Source organism: Pseudorhizobium xiangyangii, from assembly GCF_020531965.1.
Taxonomy (GTDB): Bacteria; Pseudomonadota; Alphaproteobacteria; order Rhizobiales; family Rhizobiaceae; genus Neorhizobium; species Neorhizobium xiangyangii.
Genome location: NZ_JAJAWH010000020.1, coordinates 1 through 26,033, shown reverse-complemented (window position 1 = coordinate 26,033; position 26,033 = coordinate 1). Strand labels below are relative to the sequence as shown.

The following is a 26,033-nucleotide window of genomic DNA, read 5'->3' as shown; positions in this document are numbered from 1 at the left end:
ATTTGCGGACATGGAGAAGGCGCGCACGAAAAGCCGCGCGCGCCTGTTTGATGATCAGAACGGAGAATCCGGGAAGTAGAACTGCTCGGCATTGTCCTTGGTGACAAGCGTCGCATCGAGGATGTATTCGCCGCTCACCGGGACCTGGTCGTAGAAACCGTCGGCCGTCAGCTGCATCGCGGTCGCGATCATTGCCGGCGGATAAAGGACGTCGACCGGTACCAGCTTGTCGCCGTCGATGACGCGCTTGACCATGTCCTTCGATCCGGCGCCACCAACGACATACTGGATGTCGCTACGGCCAGCCTGTTCGATGGCCTCGAGAACGCCGACGAGCATGTCGTCGTCCTGCGCCCAGACCACGTCGATCTTCGGGTATTTGGTCAGGTAGTCCTGCATGACGCGGAAGGCGTCGTCGCGGTTCCAGTTACCGTACTGACGATCCAGAACCTTGACGTTCGAGCCTTCGATCCCCTTGTCGAAGCCGTCCTGGCGCTGCTGATCGATCGGGATCGGCAGGCCGCGGATGACGACCACTTCGGCATCCGGCGTGGTTGCGGCAATATACTTGCCGGCGACTTCACCGAGTGCCGGGTTGTTGCCGGCAACATAGAGATCGCGGATCGAGCTGTCGTTGACGGAAGGCGCGCGGTCGACCAGCGCCACGAACTTGCCATCGTCCTTGACCTGCTGGATGGCGCTGACCAGCTGATCCGGGTCCGTCGGCAGAATGACCAGCGCATCGATGCCCTGCACGGCAAGATCCTGCACCGCATTCGCCTGGCTTGCCGGATCCGCCGATGTCTTGACGATGACGTTGAGGCCCGGATGCTCTTCCATCAGAAGCTTGGCGACGCGTTCGGCATGGTAGACCACGCCGGCGGTCCAGCCATGGTCTGCGGCCGGGATGGATACACCGATCGTGACCTTCTTTTCCTCCTGAGCCCAGCCCATGCCGGGGCCGATGGCGACCGAAGCGGCAAGTGCTGCCGTCACCAACCCGAAAGTTCTTCTACGCATATCTTCTCTCCCAAGTACGGGTCTTCGTTGCGGCCGGGCGCGACCCAAGAACCCGGCCGTTTTTTGTCATGACCGCCGTGACAGCGAGCGCTGCACGAGCATGGCGATGATGATGATCGCGCCCTGGATGGCGCCGATGAGGTACTCGCTGACAAAGTTCGACAGCAGCATGATATTGCCGACGATTTCCAGGATGAAGGCGCCGCAGACCGTGCCCCAGATGCGCCCGACGCCGCCTCTCAGGGCCGTACCGCCGACGACGACGGCCGTGATCGCCTGCAGTTCCCACAGGATGCCGGTCGTCGCCGAGGTCGAGCCGAGGCGCGGCACGTAGAGCAGCACCGCCACCGCGACGCATAGCCCCTGGACGACATAGGCGATGGTGCGGACGCGATTGACCGAAATGCCGGAATAGCGCGCCACATCCTCGTTCGATCCGACCGCGATCAGGTGCCGCCCGTAGCGCGTCCGGTAAAGGACGAATGCCGCGATCGCCGCCGTGACGAAGATCACGATGATCGGCACCGGAACGCCGAAAACCTCGCCGAAATAGACCGGGCGGTAGAGCTGCTGCAGCTCGCGGTCGCGCAGCGTGATGGCGCCGCCCTGCGAAAGCCAGGTGGTCAAACCGCGATAAATGCCCATCGTGCCCAGCGTCGCGATGAACGGTTCGATCTTGCCGACCGTGGTGATCAGGCCGTTCAGGAGGCCGCAGGCCGCGCCGATGGCGAGCGCGACAAGCATCCCCGTCACGAGCATGAGCATCGGATCGGAGATGACGCCGGAATTCATGAACAGGATCATCAGACTGGCGACGAAAGCAACCATCGAGCCCACCGAGAGGTCGAGCCCGCCGGACGAAATCACGTAGGTTGCGCCCAGCGCTATGATGGCGATGAAGGCGCTGCGGGTGATGACGTTCGTCAGGTTGGTGACCGAGATAAAGTTCTCGTTGGCGATGGCGCCGAGGACGAGCAGAAGCGCCAGTGCCACGAAGGGTGCAACCGCCCGCAGGTCCCAGTCACGCGAGGTCTTCGGCTTTGCCGTTTCAGTTGAGGCAGTCGTCATGGCTTCAGGCAGCCTCCCCTGTCTTTACGCCCGTGGCCAGCACGACGATTTCGTTTTCGGTCATGTGTTCCCCTGTCACTTCACCGACAATCTGCCCCGACCGCATGACAAGGATGCGATCGCAGATGCCGATCAACTCCTGCATTTCGGACGAAACGACGATGATCGACCGCCCCTCGTCCGCCAGCCGGGCGATGAATTTGTAGATCTGTTCCTTGGTGCCGATATCGATGCCCCGTGTCGGCTCGTCGATGATGACGATCGACGGATCGAGCATCATCATCTTGGCGATCAGCAGCTTCTGCTGGTTGCCGCCGGAAAGTTGCCCTGCCAGCAGATCCTTGCGCCCGGTGCGAATATCGAACTCGCGGATCGCCTCGTCGAGCGCAGCACTCTCTCTTTTTCGATCGATCTGCAGGCCGCGCACGAACCTGCCGATCGAGGCGAGTGTCAGGTTCGTGGCCAGGTCCTTCAGCAGCAGCAGACCCTTGCCCTTGCGGTCTTCGGAGAGGTAGACGATTCCCGCCCGCATGCTCTCCTTCGCGTCGCGGAACTGAACCGGTTTGCCGCCGTGCCGCACCGTGCCGTGGCTGCGACGAAGGCCGACCAGACCTTCCATCAGTTCGGTACGACCGGCCCCGACAAGACCGGCAAAGCCGAGGATTTCGCCCTTGCGCAGCTGGAAGCTGGCCTGACGCGCATAGCCCGGCACATCGAAATTCTCGACCTCCAGCACCGTCTCGCGCACCTGCGTCCCATGGCGATCGGGATAGAGCTTCGCGACGTCGCGGCCGACCATCAGCCGTGCCATATCGGCCGGCTCGAGATCCGCCGCATCATGGCTGGCGACAAGGCGGCCATCCCTGAGGACCGTCACCCGATCGGCAATGTCCTTCACCTCCGGCAGGCGGTGCGAGATGTAAAGGATGCCCACGCCCTTCGCGCGGATGTCCTTGATGACCTTGAGCAGCGCATCGGTCTCGAAGGGGGTAAGGGAGGCGGTCGGCTCGTCGAAGATGACGACCCGGTGCGGCACCAGCAGCACGCGGGCGATCTGCACGAGCTGGCGCAGGGCAATCGACAGGCTGCCGACAATGGCCTTCGGATCGATCTCGGCGCCCAGGCCGCGCAATGCCTGCGCGGAGCCCTCGTTCATCGCCCTGTCATCCAGGGAAATACCCTTTGGCAGTTCGCGGCCGAGATAAATGTTCTGCGCCACCGTAAGATCGGGCGCGAGCAGGATTTCCTGGTGAACCAGCACGATGCCGCGGCTTTCCGCATCCACCGGCCCGGCGAAATGCACCGGCTGTCCGTCGATGAGGATTTCTCCGCGTGTCGCCTGATGGTTTCCGGCAAGGATCTTCATCAGCGTGGACTTGCCGGCGCCGTTCTCGCCGATGATGGCATGCACCTCGCCCGGCCGCACGGAAAGCGACACGTCGCGAAGGACTTCAACGGGGCCAAAGCTTTTGGAAAGATCGCGCGCCTCGAGAATGGGCATCGCCGCATCAAGAGCAGGCGGCCTCATCGAGCAGCACCTGCAGGGATCAGAACCGGCAGGCCTCGGCGAAAACGGTCAACCGAACGCGCGCCGGCATAATGAAATGCTAGAACATGCACCTGAACTTCCTCCCTGTATCAGGCTAACGAAGATTCTGAGGTACGTAAAGCAGCATTCGTCCTGTTTGCGGTCGAGCCGGCTCGCTTGCGGCCTTCCCGCAGCTGCGGATTCTGCATAGGTTGGCAAAGTCAGCCTTGCCGGATCAGCACAGGAGCCGCCGATGTTTGAGAACTGCCAATGGATGAATGAGCCACAGCAATGGTCGCTGCACGAGGGCGTGCTCGGCGTGGTTACCGACGACCGCACCGACTTCTGGCGGGAAACGCATTACGGCTTTACCCGCGACAGCGGGCATTTCTTCGGCGCCCCGACGGAAGACGCGTTCACCGCCTCGATCCGGGTCCAGGCCAATTATGAAAAGCTCTACGACCAGGCCGGCCTGATGGTCCGGATAGATGAAGCGAACTGGATCAAGGCCGGCATCGAGCTATCCGATGGAAGGGCGTGCCTCGGAAGCGTCCTGACTGTTGGTCGCTCCGACTGGGCAACCGGCATCTATTCAGGCGATCCAGGAGATTTTTACCTGCGCATCACCGTGGCGAACGGCACCCTGCGCTTGCAGGCCTCGGTGGATGGGACGCACTGGCCGCTGGTACGCCTTTGCCCGTTTCCGAGGGCGCATTCCTATCGGGTTGGCCCCATGTGCTGCACGCCGGAACGTGCCGGGCTGGACGTGCGCTTCTCGGACTTCTCAGTGACAAGGCCGCTCGGAAAAGACCTTCACGACCTCTCGTAGAGGCCGGCCGGAAACGTATCCCGGCCGGTCTGATGCATAACCGTCAGACGTAGCGGTTGACGACGTTTTCGAGGAGTTCCTGGCGACCCGAACGGGGTTCCGGGTTGATGTTATCCTTTTCCACGCGTGCCGCGATGTCCTCGAGCTTGTATTCGCCGCGCAGCATCTTTTGCGCCTCCGGGCTGTTCCAGCCGGCATAGCGCTCGTCCAGCGGCTTCTGAAGCGCGCCGTCCTCGACCATCTTCGCCGCCGCCTTCAGGCCACGGGCGCAGCAATCCATACCGCCGATATGACCGATCAGGAGATCCTGCGGATCGAGCGACTGGCGGCGCAGCTTCGCGTCGAAGTTCGTGCCGCCGGTGGTGAGGCCGCCGGCCAGAAGCACCTGGTAGTAGGCGAGCGCCATTTCCGGCACATTGTTCGGGAACTGGTCGGTATCCCAGCCCGACTGGTAGTCGTTGCGGTTCATGTCGATCGAACCGAAGATGCCGAGCGTGCGGGCAAGCGCCAACTCGTGCTCGAAGGTGTGGCCGGCAAGGATGGCATGGCCCTGCTCGACGTTCATCTTCACTTCGTTTTCGAGGCCGTACTTCTTGAGGAAGCCGTAGACGGTCGCGACATCGTAGTCGTACTGGTGCTTGGTCGGCTCCTGCGGCTTCGGCTCGACCAGGATTGCACCCTTGAAACCGATCTTGTGCTTGTACTCGACGACGAGGTGCAGCATGCGCGCCATCTGGTCGAACTCGCGGGCAAGGTCCGTGTTGAGCAGCGTCTCGTAGCCTTCGCGGCCACCCCACAGCACGTAGTTCTCACCGCCGAGCCTCATGGTCGCGTCCAGGCAGGTCTTGATGGTCGCGGCAGAATAGGCGAACACGTCCGGATCCGGATTGGTCGAGGCGCCCGACATGAAGCGACGATTGGAGAAGAGGTTGGCCGTGCCCCAGAGGAGCTTGACGCCTGTTTCTTCCTGTTTGCCAGCAAAGTAATCGACGATTTCGTTCAGGTTCTTCGTGTTCTCGGCAAAGGTCTTGCCTTCTGGCCGCACGTCCGCGTCATGGAAGCAATAATAGGGCGCGCCGAGCAGGCTGAACATCTCGAACGCCACGTCGGCCTTGAGCTTGGCCTTGGCCATGTCGTCGCCATACCACGGGCGATCGAAGGTCCGGCCGCCGAACGGGTCGCCACCTTCCCAGGCGAAAGTGTGCCAGTAGGCAATGGCGAAACGCAGGTGATCCTCCATGCGCTTGCCGGCGACGATCTCATCCGGGTTGTAGTGGCGGTAGGCCAGTGGATTGGTGCTGTCGGGACCTTCGTATCTGATCTTGGCGATATCGCCGAAAAAGCCTGTGCTCATGGATTTCTCCTCCTTGTAAAATTCTTACCATCCCTTGAGGGAGGTGCTCACCCCGCCAGCGACCGTATCGCCGGGTAGAGCGCGCGGTATCGGGAGTATGCGACCTCATAGGAATCGGAGAGATCCGATACCGGCGCGACGGTCTCCGCGGTCCTTGGCGGCATGCAGACCGCGAGCGGGTCTGCACCGGTGGCGGCGATGAGCCCGAGGCGGGCAGCACCGAAGGCAGCGCCAAAATCGCCATCCGCCGGTATATCCACCTCCACGCCGAGCGAGGTTGCAATCGAGGCCAGCCAGTAGCGCGAGCGGGAACCCCCGCCGATGGCCGTGACGCGCGAAATCGAGGTCCCGGCAGATTTCAAGGCTTCGAGGTTGTCGCGGATCGCAAACGTCACGCCCTCCAGGACTGCCTGGGTCAGCACGGCGCGGCTCGATTCATGCTCCAGGCCGATGAAGGCGCCACGGATCACCGCGTCGTTGTGGGGCGTTCGCTCGCCGGAGAGATAGGGCAGGAAGGTGACGCCGGTCGGCGCCTTCAAGGTTTCGCCCAGTTCCTGGGTGAGATCGGCGGCCGACTTGCCGGTGACATGCGAGTGCCAGTTGAGAGCGTCGGTCGCCGAGAGGATGACGCCCATCTGGTGCCAGGTGTTCGGTAACGCATGGCAGAAGGCATGCACTGCACTTTCCGGCTTCGGCAGATAGGAGCCGTTGGCCGCAAAGAGAACACCCGACGTACCAAGCGAGACAAAGGCGTGACCTTCGGCGACAGTGCCCATGCCGCAGGCGGAGGCGGCATTGTCCCCTGCTCCGCCGGCAACGACGACACCCTCGCCCATGCCCCATGCCGAAGCAACTTCGCTGCGCAGCTTGCCGCCCTGCTCGGTGCCTTCAACCAGAGACGGCATATGGTCTTCGGAAAGATCCGTCGCGGCCAGAAGCTCGGACGACCATTTGCGCGCACCGGTGTCGAGCCAGGACGTGCCGGCCGAGTCCGACATTTCAGAAATATGTTCGCCCGTCAGCCACAGGCGCAGATAGTCCTTCGGCAGCAGGACCTTGGCCACCTTGGCAAAGATCCCGGGCTCGTTGTTCTTTACCCAGGCAAGCTTCGGCGCCGTGAAGCCGGGGAAGACGATGTTGCCGGTGATCTTGCGAAAGCGCGGGTCGGCATCGAGGGTGGCGGCCTCCTCGTAGGAGCGCGTATCGTTCCACAGAATACAGGGGCGCAGCACCTGGTCCTGCGCGTCCAGCAGCGTCGCCCCGTGCATCTGTCCCGACAGGCCGATGCCTTTCACGGCCGAGAGTTCCTTGGCAAACTTCTCCTTGAGGCCGGCGATCGCCTCTTCCGTCGCGCGTATCCAGTGAGCCGGATCCTGCTCGGACCAGCCGGAATGCGGCCGCGACACGTCGAGCGAACCACTCGCCGAACCGATGATCTTCTGATCACCGTCGATCAACATCGCCTTGACGCCGGATGTGCCGAGATCGAGCCCGAGATACATATGGCTTCTCCTTATTACGTCGCCATTTTACGGCGGATTGTTTGCCTGCAGCGCACCTGTCCGGAAGATCCGCTTCATCGTCTTCGGAAGCTACCGGTCACGGCAGATTGTCCTTCAGGAATATGTCGATGCGGATGCGTTCCTGGGCGGCAAGCACCGGCAGCCCATCGGCCTTCGCCTTCAGGACGCGGATGGCGCTGCGTACCTCGTGGCCGGCATCCTGATTGAGAACCGCATCGATCACCCCATCGGCGAGTGCCTTGCGGGTGGAAGCCGTCAGTTCGTGCGCGATCACCACCGGCCGCCTTGCCGCGTCCACCTCGCGAAGCGCGCGGATGAGACCGCGATTGCCGGCCCCGAGACTATAGATGCCGTTGAGGCCTACGTGACGGCGCAGGGCTTCGCGGATGGAGGTCTCGGCAAGCGCCGGATCGTCCCGCGCCTCGATGACGGGTAGGATCGCCACCTGCGGAAAGTCTTCCGACAGGACCGAAAGGAACCCTTCCAGCCGTTCACGATGGTCGCGCACCAGCATGGAACCGGCGAGCAGGCCGACGCGGCCATCCACCTTGCTGAGGAAGCGGCCCATCAGGTTTGCTGCCGTGCGACCTGCGGCAATGTTGTCGATCCCGGCATAGTGGTGACGGCCGGAAGCGCCAAGATCGGAAACGAGCGTGACGACGGCGACCCCTGCGTCGGCAAGCCGCTCGGCGACGGCCCTCACCTGCGGTGCATCGATGGCCACGAGGGCCACGCCGTCCGGCTTCCGGGCGAGGACATTCTCCAGCGCCAGAACAAGGGCGCCGCCATCGAAGGCAGGAACCTCGATGATCTCGATCTGCGTGCGCTCCACGGAAGAACGCGCGATCGCCGCCTCGACCTCGCGCCGAAGTCCGATCATGAAGGAATTGTCGTTGGCCGGGAGGATGAAGGCAAAGCGATAGGTGCGGCCCTTGGCCAGATTTGCTGCAGCAAGGTCACGAACATAACCCAGCGTGACAATGGCCTGCTCGACCCGTTCACGGGTGGCGCCACGCACGCCCGGCCGGGCATTGAGAACACGGTCCACCGTAGCGAGGCTGACGCCCGCGCAGCGTGCAATGTCGTGAACCGTAGGTTTCATCTGTCCTCCCATTCCGGTGGTAGCGGAATTTTTGAGGTACGTAAATCAGAAATTCTGGGACGCTTTCCCAGTTCCGACTTTCCTGGCGATCTGACGACATACTCGCGAGTGAAAAATTCGACCATGCCGTGAAATGTGCCCCCGCATGTCCACGCCATTTGTGGCGGACATGACGATTCCGTGAATGCAAAAGGCCGGAATAACCTGACAATTCAGCATTTCCACATATCCCTGATCTTGTTTTTGACGTCTGCACACTTAAATCGGTCGAGCAAATTGATCGAAATCAAAAGAAGGAATTTTCGGTGGACATCCTAAGTCTGGTTCAGGATCCGACAGCGTGGGTCGCATTGGTCACGCTCGTCGTCATGGAGGTCGTGCTCGGCATCGACAACCTGATCTTCATCTCGATCCTCACCAACAAGCTGCCACCTGAACACCGGGAAAAAGCCCGCAAGATCGGCATCGGCCTTGCCCTGATCATGCGACTTGCGCTGCTTGGCACCGTGGCCTGGATCGTCCAGCTCACCAATCCAATCTTCGAGGTCTTCGGCCATCCCTTCTCCTGGAAGGACCTGATCCTCATAGCCGGCGGTCTCTTCCTGGTATGGAAGGCAACGAAGGAAATTCACCACTCGGTCGATCCGATCGACCACAAGGAAGACATGCTCGGCGGCGTCCAGCTCACTTTCAGCGCTGCGATCGTCCAAATTCTGATCCTCGACATCGTTTTCTCGGTCGACAGCATCATCACGGCCGTCGGCATGACGCCGCACCTGCCGATCATGATCATCGCCGTGGTTGCCGCCGTGACCGTCATGCTTATTGCCGCAACACCGCTCGCAAACTTCATCGAGAGAAACCCGACTGTCGTGATGCTGGCGCTCGGCTTCCTGCTGATGATCGGCACGACCCTCATCGCCGAAGGCATGGGCTTCCACGTCCCCAAGGGCTACATCTACGCAGCCATGGCCTTCTCTGCACTCGTGGAAGGGCTGAACATGATCGTCCGCCGCAAGCGAGCGAAATCGGACCCGCCCGTCCACTGACAATCCGAGAAAAATGGCCCGTAACCCGGGCCATTTTTTATTTTAGTGATCCCGGATACCTTTCAGCCACGCCCGCGTTATGCGAAACCTTGCTGCGCCGGCATCCAGTCTGGCATCCAGTGAAGCGTTTCCGCTTCACGCTTCTTTTCGGGGTCCCATGACGACAGAGCAGATCCTAGCCTTCGCCGTCATCGGCGTGATGATGGCCGTGTTCATCTGGGATCGGTTCCGATACGACATTGTCGCCTGTTGCGCCCTTGTGGCTGCAGTCGCGGTAGGAATAGTTCCGGTCGATGAAGCATTTTCCGGCTTTTCCGACGACATCGTCATCATCGTCGGCAGTGCGCTCGTCGTCAGTGCCGCCGTTGCCCGCTCCGGCATCGTCGACATCGCCATCAAGAAATTCTTCCCCAACCTGAATTCGGTGCGGGCACAACTCGCGTTGCTGATGATCGTCGTCGCGGTACTCTCGGCCTTCATCAAGAACATCGGCGCGCTCGCCATCATGATGCCGGTCGCCTTCCAGTTTTCGCGGCGCTCGGGCATCTCGCCCTCGAAATACCTGATGCCGATGGCGTTCTCCGCTTTGCTCGGCGGATTGATGACGCAGATCGGCACGTCCCCGAACATCGTTGTTTCACAACTGCGCGCAGACCTGACGGGTACGCCCTTCACCATGTTCGACTTCACGCCGGTCGGCGCGATCCTGACGCTGGTGGGCGTCACCTTCCTCCTGTTCTTTCACTGGCTGGTACCGTCCCGCACGAAGCAGAGCAGCTCGATCGAAGACGCTGTCGAGATCGACAACTATACCTCGGAGGCAATGGTCTCACCCCAGTCCAGCGTGGTGGGAAAGCCGCTCGGCGAACTGTTGAAGCTTGGAGACGGAGAGGTCATCTCCACGGCGATCCTGCGCGGCACGGCGCGGATGTCCCCCTTTCCGGACCTTGTTCTGCGCGACGGTGACAGCGTCATCCTGGAAGGAAGCTCGGCCGCAATCGACCGCCTGGTCTCCAGTGCGAAGCTCCAGCTCTCCGGAAAGCCCCTGAAGGGAAAAGGACCGCAGAGCGACGACGTCATCTCGATCGAAGCCGTCATTTCACACGAGTCGTCCCTGTGCGGACTGTCGGCCCGGGAACTGGCGCTTTCCTACACCCGCGGGGTCAACCTGCTCGCGGTCAGCCGCCGGGGACATCGGCTGAGCGAGCGCCTGAGAGACCTTACCCTGAGGGCCGGGGATGTGATCGTGCTGCAGGGCAATCGCAACATCCTGCCGGGGGTGATGCAGGATTTCACCCTTTTGCCGCTTGCCCAGCGCGAGGTGATGCTCGGAACCCAGCGCCGCGCCTTCATCCCGCTGGTCATCCTGGCCGCAGCGATGATCGCGACCGCCGTCGGCTGGGCACCGGTCGCCGTTGCCTTCTTTGCAGCCGCTCTCGGCATGGCGATATTCAAGGCCATCCCCCTCACCGACGTCTACAAGGCCGTCGACGGACCGATCCTGATCATGCTCGCAGCATTGATCCCCGTCTCCGATACGCTGCGGACGTCCGGCGCCAGCGAACTGATCGCCGCCTGGCTCGGCAACATGGCAGGCGGCCTGCCGCCCTACGCGGCGCTCGCCATGATCCTGATCACCGCCATGGGCGTAACCCCGTTCCTGAACAACGCCGCGACGGTGCTGGTCATGGGGCCGATCGCCGCGAGTTTTGCAACGGCGCTCGACTACCGGCCGGAAGCGTTCCTGATGGCGGTGGCGATCGGGGCGGGTTGCGATTTCCTCACCCCCGTCGGGCACCAGTGCAATACGCTGGTCATGGGGCCGGGTGGCTACAGATTCAGCGACTACCCCCGCCTCGGCCTGCCGCTATCCTTCATCATTATACTCGTAAGCGTGCCGGCCCTGCTCTGGGTATGGCCGGTGCAGTAGACGGCCTCGCCGCCTTGAGTCTTGACGCTTGGCGCTGAATATGCGCTAAGGCCCAATCCCGAGACACGCAGGTCCCGCGCCCAATACAGCGCCAAATAGAGCATTATCCATGATCAATCCGACCCCTCGCGTCCGCATTGCACCGTCGCCCACCGGCGAGCCGCATGTCGGCACCGTTTACATTGCTCTGTTCAACTACCTCTTCGCCAAGAAGATGGGCGGCGAATTCATCCTGCGCATCGAGGATACCGACGCCACCCGCTCGACGCCGGAATTCGAAGAGAAGGTGCTGGACGCCCTGAAATGGACGGGCCTTACCTGGTCGGAAGGTCCCGATGTGGGCGGCCCCTATGGTCCTTACCGTCAGTCCGACCGCAAGGACATGTACCAGCCCTACGCCCAGGAACTTCTGAACAAGGGCCATGCCTTCCGCTGCTTCTGCACGCCCGAACGGCTTGAGCAGATGCGCGAGGCGCAGCGCGCTGGCGGCAAGCCGCCGAAGTACGACGGTCTCTGCCTGCATCTGAAGGCTGAGGAAGTCACTGCCAAGATGGCGGCGGGCGAAACCTCCGTTGTGCGCATGAAAATCCCCACCGAAGGCTCCTGCGATTTCACCGACGGCGTCTACGGCGAAGTCTCGATCCCGTGGGATTCGGTCGACATGCAGGTCCTGATCAAGGGCGACGGCATGCCCACCTATCACATGGCAAACGTCATCGACGACCATCTGATGAAGATCACCCACGTCGCGCGTGGCGAGGAATGGCTGGCTTCGGTGCCGAAGCACATCCTGCTCTATCGCTACTTCGAGTGGGACCAGCCGGTGTTCATGCACCTCTCGCTTATGCGGAATGCCGACAAGTCGAAGCTGTCGAAGCGCAAGAACCCGACCTCGATCTCCTACTATTCCGCGCTCGGCTACCTGCCGGAAGCGCTGATGAACTTCCTCGGCCTGTTCTTCATCCAGATAGCCGAAGGCGAAGAACTGCTGACCATGGACGAACTTGCTAACCAGTTCGACCCGGACAACCTATCCAAGGCCGGTGCGATCTTCGACATTCAGAAGCTCGACTGGCTGAACGGCCGCTGGCTCCGCGAAAAACTGACGCCGGAAGAGTTCATCGCGCGCTCGCTCGAATGGGCAATGGAAAACTTGCGCCTGACGGAAGGCCTGAAGCTGTCGCAGAGCCGCATCTCCAAGCTTGGCGAACTGCCGCAGCTGGCCGGCTTCCTGCTGTCGGGCGACGTCGGCCTGACGCCAGCCTCGTTCGCCGGCCTGAAGACGAGCCCGGCCGAAACGCTGGAAATCATCAACACCGTCCAGGCGGACCTCGAAAAGATCCTCGAGTGGAACGTCGAAACGATTGACCAGGAGCTTCGCAGCGTTGCGGACAAGCTCGGCAAGAAGCTGCGCGTCGTCACGCCGCCGCTGTTCGTTGCCGTGTCCGGATCGGCCCGCTCGCTGCCGCTGTTCGACAGCATGGCGCTGCTCGGCCGTTCGGTCGTGCGCCAGCGTCTGAAGGTTGCCGCTACCGTCGTCGCCTCCATGGTGGGCGACGGCAACTGATTTATGCGGAGGTGATAATCTCACCTCCGTGATTCCTGTGCTTGTCACAGGAACCCAGCCACGGCACCTCTGCGCCGTGAAAGAATGCATTAAGTCTCTCGCGCCCAAGGACTTGGGTGCACTGGATTCCTGTGACAAGCACAGGAATGACGGATACGGAAGCACGGGCCTGCGCGGCCATGCACCGACAGGAACAAACACGATGACCGACACCAAGACCGAAACCGCCCTCTCCTCCGACGCGACGGAAGTCCGTGCCCAGAAGCTCAAGCTGCTGCGCGAACAGATCGGCGACGTCTACCCGGCGCATTTCCACCGCACGATGACCAATGCGGAACTGGCTGCGAAATACGAAACGCTGGAACTCGACACCGAGAGCGGCGACGTCGTGACCGTTGCCGGCCGCGTCTATTCCTCGCGCAATTCCGGCATGTTCATGGATATCCATGATGCCTCCGGCAAGATCCAGATTTTCAGCCACAAGGACACCACGCCGGAAGAAGCCCGCGCGCTGCTGCCGATGATCGATATCGGCGACATCATCGGCGTCACCGGTGTCGTGCGCCGCACCAAACGTGGCGAACTGACGATCAACGCCCAGCAGATCGTCATGCTGACGAAGACCCTGCTGCCGATGCCGGAGAAGTGGCATGGCGTTTCCGATATCGAGATCCGCTATCGCAAGCGCCACCTCGACATCATGACGAACGAGGAATCCAAGCTCCGCTTCCAGCAGCGTTCGAAGATCGTTTCGGGCATCCGTCACTTCATGGAAGATGACGGCTTCATGGAAGTCGAGACCCCGATGCTGCATTCCGTCTATGGCGGCGCGACGGCGGAACCCTTCAAGACACACCACAACACGCTGAAGCTCGACATGTACCTGCGCATCGCGCCGGAACTGTATTTGAAGCGCACGCTGGTTTCGGGCCTGACCGACAAGGTGTTCGAGATCAACCGCAACTTCCGCAACGAAGGCGTCTCGACCCGGCATAATCCCGAGTTCACCATGATGGAGTGCTACTGGGCCTATGCCGACTACGAGGACATCATGGACCTCGTCGAGCGGATGTTCGCCGAACTGGCCATGAAGATCCACGGCTCGACCGAGTTCACCTATGGCGACAAGGAACTTTCCTTCAAGGGACCGTTCGAGCGCGTACCCATGCCCGACGCCGTCAAGGACGTCACCGGCATCGACTTCCTCGCCATGAAGACTGACGAGGAAGCCCGCGCCGCCGCCAAGGCCGCAGGCTTCGAAGTCGAGAAGGACTGGACCTGGGGCGAATGCCTGGCTTTCATCTTCGAGGAGAAAGTGGAAGCAACGCTCATCCAGCCGAGCCATGTCACCCACTTCCCGAAGGACATCTCGCCGTTTGCCAAGGAAGTCCCCGGCGAGCCCCGTCTGGTCGAGCGCTTCGAGACCTATTGCAACGCCTGGGAACTGGGCAACGCGTTTTCCGAGCTGAACGATCCGGAAGAGCAGCGCCGCCGCATGGTCGAGCAGCTTGAACAGGCGCATGCTCGCGGCGAAAAGGAAAAGCAGCTGGACGACGAGTTCCTGGATGCAATCGACCAGGGCATGCCGCCGGCAGGCGGCCTGGGCATCGGCGTCGACCGCCTGATCATGCTTTTGACCAACGCACCATCGATCCGGGACGTCATCCTCTTCCCGGCCCGCCGCGCCAAGGCGGACTGACAGACCAAGCAGCAAAAAGGCGGCCTCAGGGGCCGCCTTTTTTACGTATCGACCGGAAAATTGAACCCGGTTTTCGGGAAATGCCACGCGCCGCTCATCAATGAGCGGCTGCGTGCTCCGTAGGCTTCCTGCGATGTTTCTCGGGATCGTCATCCTCGGCCGCGACAGGCGCTGGCGATGCCTTGGCCTTCTTCACAGCCGGTTTCTCGTCCGGGATCTCGACTACTGCGGTATGTTCCTCGACCTCTGCCGGATGGGAGGGTGAGGCCGCCTTGGTCTGCGAATGTTCCGGCAACGCCTCGTCGGCAGGTATCAGCGGTTCGGTTCCTGCAGGAACCTCATCCGCCGTCTCTCCGAAGAGCATGGAATTCACTTTGCCGGTTATCTTTGCGACAAACCCGTCATCCTCAGCGGCCGCGGCTTCGTCGCCATGTCCATCAGGGGATGGTTTCTGCGCCATGTCCCGTGGGCTCGCCATGGACGGTGGTCGCGCCATGCCCCGCCGGCGCGGCAAGCGCATGCTGACCTTCGACGGTCGGATCCAGGCAATTGGCATCGTCTGTCAACGCCGCGGAGATAGCCTCGGCGTCTTCCTGCGGCAGGTCGATCCGCAAGCCCCAGAACTGGCCGCTCTGGTCTGCGGCGCCATCAACGTAATAGGCATTGATCGGCTGAACCGCAGCGCCTTCCGGCACCTTGTCAAGATCCGGAATGTAGACGACCTGGGCACCGATGGCGCGGCCGCGCATCCTGGCCCGCTCGGTCGGCCCGGCCGCGTCGAGGACCGTAACCTGCACGAGGTCGGATTTCTCCGCCCTCTGCACCGTCTGCGCAACGCGGAGCGCCGTCTTGAGCCGCGACAGCCCGTCGCCCTTGCCCTCGGTGGTCACGTATTTGCGTATCCAGTAGCGGTCGGCCTTCTTGATCCGCATGGTCGCAACCGTCGTGCATTTCGGGCCGTTGAGATCCGAATAGGAGGGCCCAAGAAGCCGGTCGGCACCGACATAGACTGCCGCCGCACCGCTGCCGCCACCGAGCAACGTAATTCCAGAAATGACGAAGAGCAATTTTCGCGGAATCCGGGCCACGAGATTCTTCATCCACGAAACTCCGGCATTCCCAACTCCACATCCATACGCAAAACTTACCGAACTGGTGAACTGGACAGTGCCTGAATGTCCTTGATGAACCTTTAAGCCGGAACCATCAACCGCACGGCACCGTTCCTCGACACGAAATAGCCCGCGCCAATTGCAAATGATTTGCATTAGCGTTGACACATGCGCTGGATTTGTTAAATGGTATTGCAACTTATTTGCAAAAGAGGTTTGATCGCGTCCATGAAACTGCTCCTCCTCCGCAGCCTTGCCCTCACGACATTTCTTTTAGCCACGCCCTGGGCTGCAGCCGCTCAGGAAAAGCCCAAGGTGGTCACCACCTTCACGGTGATCGCGGACATGGCGAGGAACGTGGCGGGCGATGCGGCCGATGTGGAAAGCATCACCAAGGTCGGCGCCGAGATTCACAACTATCAGCCGACACCACGGGATATCCTTCGGGCACGCGACGCGGACCTCATCCTGCGCAACGGGCTCAACCTGGAACTCTGGTTCGAGAAGTTTCTCGCCAATCTCGGTGACGTGCCGAGCGTGACGGTATCCGACGGAATTACACCCATGGCGATCGCCGGCGGCGCCTACGAGGGAAAGCCCAATCCGCATGCCTGGATGTCTCCAGAAAACGCGGTCATCTATGTCGAGAACATCCGCAAGGGACTGAGCGAGCTCGATCCGGCCAACGCCGCGACCTATGACGCGAATGCCAAGGCGTATATCGAGAAGATCCGGGCCGAGATCCAGCCGATCCGCGATGCACTCGGCGCCCTGCCGGATGGCCACCGCTGGCTGGTGACAAGCGAAGGCGCCTTCTCCTACCTCGCCCGTGACTTCGACCTGAAGGAACTCTATCTCTGGCCCGTCAATGCCGACAGCCAGGGCACGCCGCAACAGGTGCGCGGCGTGATCGATGCCATGCGCGAAAACCAGATCGGCGTGATCTTCAGCGAAAGCACCGTGTCGTCCGACCCGGCCGAGCAGGTGGCGCGCGAGACCGGCGCGACCTACGGCGGCATCCTCTACGTAGATTCGTTGAGCGAGGAAGGCGGACCGGTCCCCACCTATCTCGACCTCCTGAGCGTGACCGCCAAAACAATTGCCGAGGGCCTTGCCGGATGATCATGGGAAAGGCGAAGCCCGCAACAAACGGCCTCGTGGTCAACGATATCACTGTTGCCTACCGCAGCGGCATGACCGCTCTCCGCCATGCGAGCTTCACTGTCCCGAAGGGAACCATCACGGCGCTGGTGGGTGTCAACGGCGCCGGAAAATCCACGCTGTTCAAGGCAATCATGGGCTTTGTGCACCTCTCGCAAGGCTCCGTGGAAATCCTCGGCATGCCCGCCCGGGAAGCGCTGCGCAAGAACCTGGTCGCCTATGTGCCCCAAGCGGAGGAAGTCGACTGGGACTTCCCCGTTCTGGTGGAGGACGTGGTGATGATGGGCCGCTACGGCCACATGAACTTCCTGCGTATCCCCTCGCGGCGAGACCACGAGATGGTCACCGAGGCGCTGACACGCGTGAACATGCTGGACTACCGCAAGCGCCAGATCGGAGAACTCTCCGGCGGCCAGCGCAAGCGCGTCTTCCTGGCGCGTGCACTCGCCCAGGAAGGCCAGATCATCCTGCTCGACGAGCCGTTTACCGGTGTGGACGTGACCACCGAGGAGCAGATCATCAAACTGCTCCGCGCACTGCGCGACGAGGGCCGCGTGATGCTTGTCTCGACCCACAACCTCGGCAGCGTTCCGGATTTCTGTGACCGCACGGTCTTCGTCAAGGGCACGGTGCTCGCCTACGGCAAGACGGAGGACACGTTTAACGAAGCCAATCTGGAAATGGCGTTCGGAGGCGTGCTGCGGCACTTCATCCTTGGCGGCGCCGACCTGCACGACGATGCCGATCCACGCCACCTGAAGGTCATCAGCGACGACGAGCGTCCCTTCATCGTCTACGGCAACGGCAACGGCCAGAAGAAGCCGAAAGAGGCAGCGGATGCTCCAGACGCTTCTTGAGCCCTTCACCTACGGATACATGCTGAATGCCATCTGGGTCTCGGCCCTGGTCGGTGGCGTCTGTGGCTTCCTTTCCGCCTATCTGATGCTCAAGGGCTGGTCGCTGATTGGCGACGCGCTGTCCCATTCCATCGTGCCCGGCGTGGCCGGCGCCTATATGCTGGGCCTGCCCTTCGCTCTCGGTGCATTCCTCTCCGGAGGCCTTGCCGCCGCCGCCATGCTCTACCTCAACCAGCGCACCCGTCTGAAGGAAGACGCCATCATCGGCCTGATCTTCACCTCCTTCTTCGGTCTCGGGCTGTTCATGGTGTCGCTGTCGCCAACCTCGGTGAACATCCAGACCATCGTTCTCGGCAACATCCTTGCGATCACGCCGGGAGACACGCTGCAGCTTGTCATCATCGGCGGTGTCAGCCTCGTTGTCCTTGCCGTGAAGTGGAAGGACCTGATGGTGACCTTCTTCGACGAGAACCACGCCAGGACGATCGGCCTGAAACCGGACCTCCTCAAGATCCTGTTCTTTACTTTGCTTTCGGCCTCGACGGTCGCGGCGCTGCAGACCGTCGGCGCCTTCCTGGTCGTCGCCATGGTGGTGACCCCCGGCGCGACTGCCTACCTGCTGACCGACCGCTTCCAGCGGGTCATTCTTCTGGCTCTGGCGATCGGCGCCATCACCAGCTTCGTCGGCGCCTATCTGAGCTATTTCCTTGACGGCGCCACCGGCGGCATTATCGTCGTCCTGCAGACCGCCCTCTTCCTCACAGCCTTCCTCTTTGCGCCGAAGCACGGCATGCTTGCGGCTCGCCGGCGCCTTCGCCAGACGCTGGAGGAAGCCCCATGAGCGAGACGCTGGAGCTTCTCTGGCTGCCGTTCCAGATCGATTTCATGCAGCGCGCCTTCATCGTGACGCTGATGATCGCGATACCGATGGCGCTCCTCTCGTGCTTCCTGGTCCTGAAGGGCTGGTCACTGATGGGAGATGCCGTCTCGCACGCCGTCTTCCCGGGCATCGTCATTGCCTACATCCTGTCGATCCCGCTCGCTATCGGTGCCTTTGTCGCCGGGATGATCTGCGCCGTTTCTACGGGCTTCCTGAAGGAAAACAGCCGCATCAAGGAAGATACGGTGCTCGGCATCGTCTTTTCCGGCATGTTCGGCCTCGGCCTCGTGCTCTACGTCAAGGTGCAGAGCGACGTTCATCTCGACCATATCCTCTTTGGCGACATGCTGGGCATCGTTACCCGCGACCTGATCGAGACCGGCCTGATCGCGCTGGCCGCAACGCTGTTCCTGGTCCTGCTCCGCAAGGACCTTCTTGTACACTCCTTCGATGAGCAGCACGCAAAGGCCATCGGCCTGCCGACACGCCTGCTGCATTACGGGCTACTGGCGGTCCTTTCACTCGTGGTGGTCGGTGCGCTCAAGGCCGTCGGCATCATCCTGTCGGTTGCCATGCTCGTCACGCCCGGCGCCATCGCCTTCCTGCTGACGAGGCGCTTCGGCATGATGATGCTCACGGCCGTTGCCATCGCCGTTAGCGCCTCGCTGATCGGCATCTATCTGAGCTTCTTCATCGACAGCGCCCCGGCGCCGACGATCGTCCTCCTGATGACGACGATGTTCATCGCTGCCTTTATCAGGACGACACTGGTGGCCCGCACCGCCCATTGAACCGCAGCTTGCAGCGTTACGACAACGCGCAATATCAGGCTTGCCGGAACAATGTTCCGGGTATATACCCGCACTTATGTCAAGCTCGTCCTGCCACTGCATCATGCTGCGAAAAGCGACCCGCAAGGTCTCGTCCTACTACGACGAGGCACTAGCGCCGCTTGGCGTGAACATCGGGCAGTTCAGCTTGCTTCGAAACATCCGCGGGTTGGCACCCGTGTCGTTGACGGACCTGGCCGCGCGTGTCGAGCTCGACCGCTCTACGGTCGGCCGCAACGCCAAGGTGCTTGAACGCATGGGCCTTGTGACCATCGGTCCCGGCAAGGACAATCGCGAAACAATGCTCGACCTGACGGAAAAGGGGCACGATCTCCTGAAGGAGGGCGCGCCCCTGTGGGACGGCGTTCAGGAAACCATCGAGGCCCGGCTGGGGGAGGAAAAGACGCGGCAGTTGCAAGAACTGCTCGCCGCGTTCTGATTTTTTCAACTTAACACGGGTATATACCCGCAAAATCACGAATGCCGTGTCGACGGCGATGAAGGGACCAGACCCATGATCTCGACTTACGCCGCCCGTTGGATGTCAGGCAGGAACCTTCACTATGGATGGGTGGTTGCCGTCACCACCTTCCTCACCATGCTGGCAACCGCGGGCGCCATGGGCTCGGCCGGCGTGATGATCCAGCCGCTGCATCAGGAATTCGGCTGGGACATTGCCGACATCTCGACCGCCATGGCGATCCGTCTCGTGCTCTTCGGTCTGCTCGGTCCGTTTGCAGCCTCGTTCATGAAACATTTCGGCATTCGCCAGGTGGTCGCCACGGCACTGGCGATGATCATGGGCGGCATCCTCATCTCGTTGATGATGACCGAGGTCTGGCAGCTTTTGCTGCTATGGGGCGTCGTCATCGGGGTCGGTACCGGCATGACGGCGCTGGTTCTGGGCGCGACGGTTGCGACGCGATGGTTCTCCAAGCGGCGCGGCCTCATCGTCGGCCTGATGACGGCCAGCAATGCCACCGGCCAGCTCGTTTTCCTGCCACTGCTGGCGGCACTGACCGAGGCCTACGGATGGCGCACGGCACTGACGCTGACCGTGAGCGTCATCGCTGTCGCCATGGTGCTCGTCCTTCTGCTGATGCGGGATCATCCCTCCGACGTCGGTTTGCCGGCCTACGGCGAGACGGCGGTCGTCAAGCCGCCGAAGCAGGACCACAACCTGCTTGCGACCCTTGCCGCCCCACTCCTCGTCCTTCGCGACGTCTCCACCAGTGCAACCTTCTGGGTTCTGTTCGGAACCTTCTTCGTCTGCGGACTGTCCACCAACGGCCTCATCCAGACCCACTGGATCTCGATCTGCGGCGACTTCGGCATGGCTGCGGTCACCGCGGCCGGCACACTGGCCGTGATCGGCATATTCGACTTCATTGGCACGATTTTCGCGGGCTGGCTTTCTGACCGGTTCGACAACCGCATCCTGTTGTTCTGGTTCTACGGCCTGCGCGGCCTGTCGCTGATCTACCTTTCCTTCTCCGGTTTCAGCTTCGTGGAACTGTCGGTCTTCGCCATATTCTATGGATTGGACTGGGTCGCGACCGTGCCGCCTACCGTCAAGCTGGCAGCAGAGAAGTTCGGGCGCGAGCAGGCGGGAATGGTTTTCGGCTGGGTGTTTGCCGGACACCAGATCGGCGCGGCTACCGCCGCCTTCGGCGCCGGCTACTTCAAGAGCGATTTCAACACCTACATGCCGGCGCTGCAGATCGCCGGAGTGATGTGCATGATCGCGGCGATGTCCGTGCTCCTCCTGAAAAAGCCCGGCACCCCGAAGCTCGCGGTACAGCCGGCCTGAATGACTGCATGACGTGGGTACCCTCCCCCCAACAAAAAGGCCCGTCGCGAAACGGGCCTTTTTTCGTTGTTCGCAGTGTATCTATTCTCACGCAGCAGCGAGCTGCAGTTCCTTGGCGACAAGATCACGCAGCGCATGCAGGTCCTTGGCAAAGAGGCGGATGCCGTCCGAAAGCTTTTCGGTCGCCATCTGGTCTTCGTTGAGCATCCAGCGGAAGGTCTTCTCGTCCATGGCGATCGGCTTGACCGGCTCGAACTTTTCAGGCGAGAGCTTGCGTTCCAGCTTGCCTTCGGCCTTGTCGAGTTCGTCGAGCAGGTTCGGAGCAATCGTCAGGCGGTCGCAACCGGCCAGCGCTTCGATTTCGCCAACATTGCGGAAGGAGGCCCCCATGACGATCGTCGAAATGCCGTTCGCCTTGTAGTAGTTGTAGATGCTGCGCACGGACACGACGCCCGGATCGGTTTCGGCCGTGTATTCCTGGCCGGTCGCCTTCTTGTGCCAGTCGAGGATACGACCGACGAAGGGCGAGATCAGGAACGCCTTGGCATCGGCGCATGCAACCGCCTGGGCGTGGCTGAAGAGCAGCGTCAGGTTGCAGTCGATGCCTTCCGTCTGCAGCACTTCGGCAGCCTTGATACCTTCCCAGGTGGAGGCGAGCTTGATGAGGATGCGGTCACGCTCGATGCCGCGCTCCTTGTAGGCGGCGATGATGGCATGCGCCTTGGCAATAGACGCTTCGGTATCGAAGGAAAGGTCGGCATCCACTTCAGTCGAAACGCGGCCGGGCACGATCGCGGCAAGCGCCGCGCCGACGGAGATCGCCAGGCGATCTGCAACGGCCGCCACGACGGCATCCGAGCCGCCGTTCCGGGACTTGCCCCAAGCCACCGCTTCCTTGAACTGGTCCGCAAAAATCGGCGAACCGATTGCCTTCAGCACGATCGACGGATTGGTGGTGCAATCCACCGGCTTGAGACGAGCGACCGCCTCAATGTCGCCGGTATCGGCGACGACCGTGGTCATGGAACGAAGTTGCTCTAGTTTCGACGTCATGCCGGGTAATCCTTCGGATCATGTTGCAAGCGATTAAACGCATCCGGGACCGTCTGCGTTCCTGCCTCAACTATCACCAGCGCAACATGGCGAAGTCAAGACATTTGCTCAATCGGATCGACATAAGTATCATGGGCGCAACGACTCCATCCTCAAGCGCCCGGAGATCCCTTGGCGAAACTCAGACGTGAGACCCATCCCAGCATGTCCGAAACCTCGTCGCTGAGGCTGCGCGCGGCCTGGCTCTACTACAATCAGGGCCTGACTCAGAAGGACGTCGCCGAGCGATTGGGCATCAGCCGATCCACCGTGATCCGGATGCTCGACGACGCGATGAAGCGCTCCGAAGTGCAGATCTGGATTGACGCCGGCGTCGGCGACTGCCTGGCACTCGCAACCCGGTTGGAACAGGCCTATGGGCTCGACGAGGCGATCGTGGTTCCGGAACCCCGCGATGCGAGCGCGGATGCGCTTGCCAGCGCCGTCGGTCTGGGGCTCGGGAAGTTTCTCTCCAAGGTCATCCAGGACGACATGACGATCGGTGTCGGCTGGGGACGGACGATGACGGCCTCCCTTTCGAGCTTTCGTCCGCCGCGGCGGCAGAACTGCAAGGTGGTTTCTCTGCTTGGTGGCATCGTCGCCGTACATCAGACGAATCCGATCGACTACACGTGGCGCCTGGCGAGCCAGTTTGGTGCGGAATGCTACATGTTCCTGGCACCTCTGCTGGTCGACTCCGTGCAGACAAAACGCGCGCTGATCGAGAAATGCGGCTTGAAGGCGATCTACGATCTCGCCGAGAAGATGGATCTGGCAGTGGTCAGTTGCGGCGATATCGGCCCGCATTCGACCTCGCTGTCCGAGGGTTTCATCTCAAAGGCGGAGCTTGCCCAACTGATCGAGGCCGGCTGCGTCTGCGATACGATGTTCAACTTCCTCGACGCCGAAGGCAACTCGGTCCGGCACCCGATCAACGAGCGGGTGATGTCGGTCGATCTGGATACGTTGAAGACGGCAAAGCACATCGTGTTGTCTTCCGGCGGCGCGCACCGGGCAATGGCTATCCGGGCCACCATCCGCCGCATCGGCTGCAACACGCTGATCACCGACGAGGGCGCGGCGCGGGAATTGCTGAGATTGACGGAGGCTGCCTAGCGAATACCCTCTGCCCGCCTGACATTTCCCACACAAGGGGCTGGAAGGGGAGTTAAGCCGTTACGCGTTCCCCGCTTCCCAACCGAGGATGGCGCGTTTGCGCGTCAGGCCCCAATGATAGCCAGTGAGCGCACCGCTCTTGCCGAGCGCCCGGTGGCACGGGACGACGAAGGAGATCGGGTTTCGGCCGATCGCAGCGCCGACCGCGCGACTGGCAGTGGGCTGTCCGATGTCGTTGGCGACGTCCGAATAGGTGACCGCCTTGCCGAACGGGATCTTGAGAAGGCTCTGCCACACCCGCACCTGGAAATCCGATCCGATCAGTACAACTTTCAACGGCTGATCTGCTGACCATCGAGAGCGATCGAAGATGCGGCGGATATAGGGAGCCGTCGCTTCGAGGTCTTCGATGTAGGCTGCGTTCGGCCAGCGGCATGTCATGTCCTCGAGGCAAGCTTTCTCGCCACCGAAATCGGCGAAGGCCATGCCGGCGAGCCCCCGGTCAGTCGCCATCACCAATGCGACACCGAATGGGGAAGGATGGAACCCGTAGCGAATGGTGAGCCCACCTCCCCGCGCCTTCCATTCACCGGGCGACATCGCCTCATGAGTGACGAAAAGGTCATGCAGCCGGCCGGGACCAGACAGTCCGATCTCGTAGGACGCCTCCAACAGCGGAAGCCCTTCCTTGCCGAGAAGGCGCTTGGCATGGTCGAGCGTCACGGCCTGCAGGAATGCCTTCGGCGACAGGCCGGCCCAACGGGTGAAGACCTTCTGCAGTTGCGTCGGCGATTGGCCGAGTTCGGCGGCGATTCCCTCCAGAGACGGTTGCGCCTGATAGTCGAGCGAGATGAGTTCGATCACCCGACGGACGATCTCGTAATCGCCGCCTTCCGGCGTAACATCCACGGCAGGTGTCGCGATCTGGGCAAGTGCGTTCATCGCTTGTCTCCTTTGCCCCCAGAATGGCGTGCGAAGTGACCAAGCGCCACCCGTTTCTTGCTGGTTGTCAGAGCCTTTGCCGGACCGTCGATAGCGCGCCGCGGAAAGCCTTGGCAAAACTTTCCCGGTCGTCCGGATTGAGAAAGGAGCCGACATCGGTCGTACGCCCCTCGCCTGCCACGTACATGGACGTGATGCCGAACTCCTCATGGCGGTTGACCCCGAACCGGGCCCAGAACGGATTGAAGCGGTGTTCGACCATGCGACCGGCCGGAGTGAATTTCCGGATGGAAAGGTTCGTCCGCGAGACGATAACTTCCTCACGGGCGCGACCTGACCGGTAGCTCAGCCGAAACGCGATGTAGAGCGCGAGAAAATCAAATCCAAGAAACAGGCCGATCGGCCAGGCACCGCTCACCATGAAGAAGATGCCATATAGAAAGCAGATGCTGCCGGACAACACGAGCAGGACACGAAAGCCTTGTTTGCCAAGCGAGCGGTGCGGCGTAAGCTCGGCGGCGAAAACGGGCTGATCGTCGGGAACGTCCACGTTGCTTTCCCTCGCATTGGCTGGCTATACAAGCCATATGGCCATTCCGAAAATCAAATCCAGCACCGCTTCCTTGCAAAAGTCAAATGGCGCAGCGACCCGCGCAAAACGGCACATCCGCTGTCGCTACACGAAGGCGGAAATGGAGGAGATCTTCCGCCGTTTCTCCATCCAGCGGCCGGAGCCGAAGGGTGAGTTGGAGCACTCCAATCCATTCACGCTCGTCGTTGCCGTGGCACTGTCGGCGCAGGCGACGGATGCCGGCGTGAACAAGGCGACGCGCGGCCTCTTCAAAGCCGCGGACACCCCGGAGAAGATGCTGGCGCTCGGCGAAGACGGCGTGATCCAGCATATCAAGACGATCGGGCTCTACCGCAACAAGGCGAAGAACGTCATCGCGCTCTGTCGCATGCTGATCGACGAGTTCGGCTCGCAAGTGCCGAAGACGCGCGAGGAACTGGTAAGGCTTCCGGGTGTCGGGCGAAAGACCGCCAATGTCGTCATGTCCATGGCCTTCGGCATCCCGACGCTCGCCGTCGACACACACGTCCTGCGGATCGGCAATCGCTGTCTGATGGCGCCGGGCAAGACGCCGGACGAGGTGGAGGAGCGCTTTCTCAAGGTCATCCCGAAGCAGTACCTCTTTCACGCGCATCACTGGCTGATCTTGCATGGGCGCTACACCTGCAAGGCCCGCAAGCCGGAATGCGAACGGTGCGTGATAGCCGACATCTGCAAATCGCCGGAAAAGACCTGGGACATCCCCGCGCCCCTCGTCGAACTACCGCCGCAGCGGATCGGCGAGGCCGTCGAGTAAGGCCGCAATCGCAGCCTCGTAGGCTTTCCGGTCGCCGCCCGCCTCAATGGCGAGCGCCGCCTTGTCAAAAGCCGCCGAGATGAGGACCGTCAGCTGATCGAGCAGCGGAAGCAGCGGCGAGCGGGCCAGCAGGTCGGACAGGCCGGTCTTCAGCGTCGTCTCGGCCGGATCATCTGCGAGAAGCGCCGGCGCTTCTC

At 61.7% G+C, this 26,033-nt stretch carries 24 protein-coding genes and 1 pseudogene; 13 read left to right on the top strand and 12 right to left on the bottom strand.

Features of this window, described 5'->3' with window-relative positions:
* Positions 1–54 precede the first annotated feature (54 nt).
* The 3 genes from LH464_RS17590 to LH464_RS17580 form a co-directional block, all read right to left on the bottom strand.
* Positions 55–1,020, bottom strand: a complete 966-nt coding sequence (locus LH464_RS17590) for a substrate-binding domain-containing protein (protein WP_390625005.1) — start codon at positions 1,018–1,020, stop codon at positions 55–57.
* Between the two features lie 66 nt (positions 1,021–1,086).
* Positions 1,087–2,088: an ABC transporter permease gene (locus tag LH464_RS17585; protein ID WP_226787707.1), complete on the bottom strand. Its 1,002-nt coding sequence runs from the start codon at positions 2,086–2,088 to the stop codon at positions 1,087–1,089.
* A 4-nt stretch (positions 2,089–2,092) separates the two neighbouring features.
* Positions 2,093–3,616, bottom strand: a complete 1,524-nt coding sequence (locus tag LH464_RS17580) for a sugar ABC transporter ATP-binding protein (protein WP_226787706.1) — start codon at positions 3,614–3,616, stop codon at positions 2,093–2,095.
* A 253-nt stretch (positions 3,617–3,869) separates the two neighbouring features.
* Between LH464_RS17580 and LH464_RS17575 the strand changes: the two genes are divergently transcribed.
* Positions 3,870–4,445: a DUF1349 domain-containing protein gene (locus LH464_RS17575; protein ID WP_226787705.1), complete on the top strand. Its 576-nt coding sequence runs from the start codon at positions 3,870–3,872 to the stop codon at positions 4,443–4,445.
* A 43-nt stretch (positions 4,446–4,488) separates the two neighbouring features.
* Here LH464_RS17575 and xylA read toward each other — a convergent pair whose 3' ends face one another.
* The 3 genes from xylA to LH464_RS17560 form a co-directional block, all read right to left on the bottom strand.
* Positions 4,489–5,799, bottom strand: a complete 1,311-nt coding sequence (xylA, locus tag LH464_RS17570; protein WP_226787704.1) for a xylose isomerase — start codon at positions 5,797–5,799, stop codon at positions 4,489–4,491.
* A gap of 47 nt (positions 5,800–5,846) precedes the next feature.
* Positions 5,847–7,301: a xylulokinase gene (xylB, locus tag LH464_RS17565; protein WP_226787703.1), complete on the bottom strand. Its 1,455-nt coding sequence runs from the start codon at positions 7,299–7,301 to the stop codon at positions 5,847–5,849.
* 97 nt (positions 7,302–7,398) lie between these two features.
* Complete coding sequence (locus tag LH464_RS17560) at positions 7,399–8,424, bottom strand: LacI family DNA-binding transcriptional regulator (RefSeq protein ID WP_226787702.1); 1,026 nt, start codon at positions 8,422–8,424, stop codon at positions 7,399–7,401.
* A gap of 305 nt (positions 8,425–8,729) precedes the next feature.
* On the opposite strand from LH464_RS17560, the gene LH464_RS17555 reads away from it, so the two are divergent.
* From LH464_RS17555 to lysS, 4 genes are all read left to right on the top strand, one after another.
* Positions 8,730–9,473 carry a TerC family protein gene (locus LH464_RS17555; protein WP_226787701.1) on the top strand — a complete coding sequence of 248 codons (744 nt, stop codon included), beginning with the start codon at positions 8,730–8,732 and terminating at the stop codon, positions 9,471–9,473.
* Positions 9,474–9,630: 157 nt separating this feature from the next.
* Positions 9,631–11,403, top strand: coding sequence for an SLC13 family permease (locus LH464_RS17550; RefSeq protein ID WP_226787700.1), 1,773 nt, complete (start codon positions 9,631–9,633; stop codon positions 11,401–11,403).
* Positions 11,404–11,512: 109 nt separating this feature from the next.
* Positions 11,513–12,970 carry a glutamate--tRNA ligase gene (gene gltX, locus LH464_RS17545; protein ID WP_226787699.1) on the top strand — a complete coding sequence of 486 codons (1,458 nt, stop codon included), beginning with the start codon at positions 11,513–11,515 and terminating at the stop codon, positions 12,968–12,970.
* Positions 12,971–13,172: 202 nt separating this feature from the next.
* Entirely contained in the window at positions 13,173–14,669 is a 1,497-nt protein-coding gene (gene lysS, locus LH464_RS17540) for a lysine--tRNA ligase (RefSeq protein ID WP_226787698.1), read from the top strand.
* A gap of 97 nt (positions 14,670–14,766) precedes the next feature.
* Here the strand turns inward: lysS and LH464_RS17535 are convergent, their stop codons facing one another.
* On the bottom strand, positions 14,767–15,129 hold the full coding sequence (locus tag LH464_RS17535) for a hypothetical protein (RefSeq protein WP_226787697.1): 363 nt from the start codon (positions 15,127–15,129) through the stop codon (positions 14,767–14,769).
* Positions 15,107–15,769 carry a hypothetical protein gene (locus LH464_RS17530; protein ID WP_226787696.1) on the bottom strand — a complete coding sequence of 221 codons (663 nt, stop codon included), beginning with the start codon at positions 15,767–15,769 and terminating at the stop codon, positions 15,107–15,109. The genes LH464_RS17535 and LH464_RS17530 overlap by 23 nt, the downstream gene beginning before the upstream one ends.
* A gap of 240 nt (positions 15,770–16,009) precedes the next feature.
* On the opposite strand from LH464_RS17530, the gene LH464_RS17525 reads away from it, so the two are divergent.
* The 6 genes from LH464_RS17525 to LH464_RS17500 all read left to right on the top strand — a co-directional run bounded on the left by LH464_RS17525 (position 16,010) and on the right by LH464_RS17500 (position 21,319).
* Entirely contained in the window at positions 16,010–16,903 is an 894-nt protein-coding gene (locus LH464_RS17525) for a metal ABC transporter substrate-binding protein (protein ID WP_226787695.1), read from the top strand.
* Positions 16,900–17,799, top strand: a complete 900-nt coding sequence (locus LH464_RS17520) for a manganese/iron ABC transporter ATP-binding protein (RefSeq protein WP_226787694.1) — start codon at positions 16,900–16,902, stop codon at positions 17,797–17,799. The genes LH464_RS17525 and LH464_RS17520 overlap by 4 nt, the downstream gene beginning before the upstream one ends.
* Positions 17,780–18,640, top strand: coding sequence for a metal ABC transporter permease (locus LH464_RS17515; protein ID WP_226787693.1), 861 nt, complete (start codon positions 17,780–17,782; stop codon positions 18,638–18,640). The genes LH464_RS17520 and LH464_RS17515 overlap by 20 nt, the downstream gene beginning before the upstream one ends.
* On the top strand, positions 18,637–19,470 hold the full coding sequence (locus LH464_RS17510) for a metal ABC transporter permease (RefSeq protein ID WP_226787692.1): 834 nt from the start codon (positions 18,637–18,639) through the stop codon (positions 19,468–19,470). Before LH464_RS17515 ends, LH464_RS17510 begins: the two co-directional genes overlap by 4 nt.
* Before the next feature lie 76 nt (positions 19,471–19,546).
* Positions 19,547–19,948 (top strand): MarR family winged helix-turn-helix transcriptional regulator, encoded by a 402-nt coding sequence (locus LH464_RS17505; protein WP_226787691.1) that lies wholly within the window; start codon positions 19,547–19,549, stop codon positions 19,946–19,948.
* A 75-nt stretch (positions 19,949–20,023) separates the two neighbouring features.
* Positions 20,024–21,319: an MFS transporter gene (locus tag LH464_RS17500; RefSeq protein ID WP_226787690.1), complete on the top strand. Its 1,296-nt coding sequence runs from the start codon at positions 20,024–20,026 to the stop codon at positions 21,317–21,319.
* An 87-nt stretch (positions 21,320–21,406) separates the two neighbouring features.
* Here LH464_RS17500 and tal read toward each other — a convergent pair whose 3' ends face one another.
* Positions 21,407–22,372, bottom strand: coding sequence for a transaldolase (gene tal, locus LH464_RS17495; RefSeq protein WP_226787689.1), 966 nt, complete (start codon positions 22,370–22,372; stop codon positions 21,407–21,409).
* 171 nt (positions 22,373–22,543) lie between these two features.
* On the opposite strand from tal, the gene LH464_RS17490 reads away from it, so the two are divergent.
* Positions 22,544–23,527 (top strand): sugar-binding transcriptional regulator, encoded by a 984-nt coding sequence (locus LH464_RS17490; protein ID WP_226787688.1) that lies wholly within the window; start codon positions 22,544–22,546, stop codon positions 23,525–23,527.
* A gap of 60 nt (positions 23,528–23,587) precedes the next feature.
* Here LH464_RS17490 and LH464_RS17485 read toward each other — a convergent pair whose 3' ends face one another.
* Together LH464_RS17485 and LH464_RS17480 are read right to left on the bottom strand one after the other, a co-directional pair.
* The gene (locus LH464_RS17485; RefSeq protein WP_226787687.1) at positions 23,588–24,469 is read right to left on the bottom strand and encodes a methylated-DNA--[protein]-cysteine S-methyltransferase; all 882 of its coding nucleotides are present in this window, start codon (positions 24,467–24,469) and stop codon (positions 23,588–23,590) included.
* 67 nt (positions 24,470–24,536) lie between these two features.
* The gene (locus tag LH464_RS17480) at positions 24,537–25,019 is read right to left on the bottom strand and encodes a DUF2244 domain-containing protein (RefSeq protein WP_226787686.1); all 483 of its coding nucleotides are present in this window, start codon (positions 25,017–25,019) and stop codon (positions 24,537–24,539) included.
* Between the two features lie 37 nt (positions 25,020–25,056).
* Between LH464_RS17480 and nth the strand changes: the two genes are divergently transcribed.
* Positions 25,057–25,836, top strand: a complete 780-nt coding sequence (gene nth / locus LH464_RS17475; RefSeq protein WP_226787766.1) for an endonuclease III — start codon at positions 25,057–25,059, stop codon at positions 25,834–25,836.
* Here nth and LH464_RS17470 read toward each other — a convergent pair.
* Positions 25,801–26,033: pseudogene (locus LH464_RS17470) on the bottom strand (TetR/AcrR family transcriptional regulator); the annotation flags it as partial. The gene nth and the pseudogene LH464_RS17470 sit on opposite strands and share 36 nt — an antisense overlap.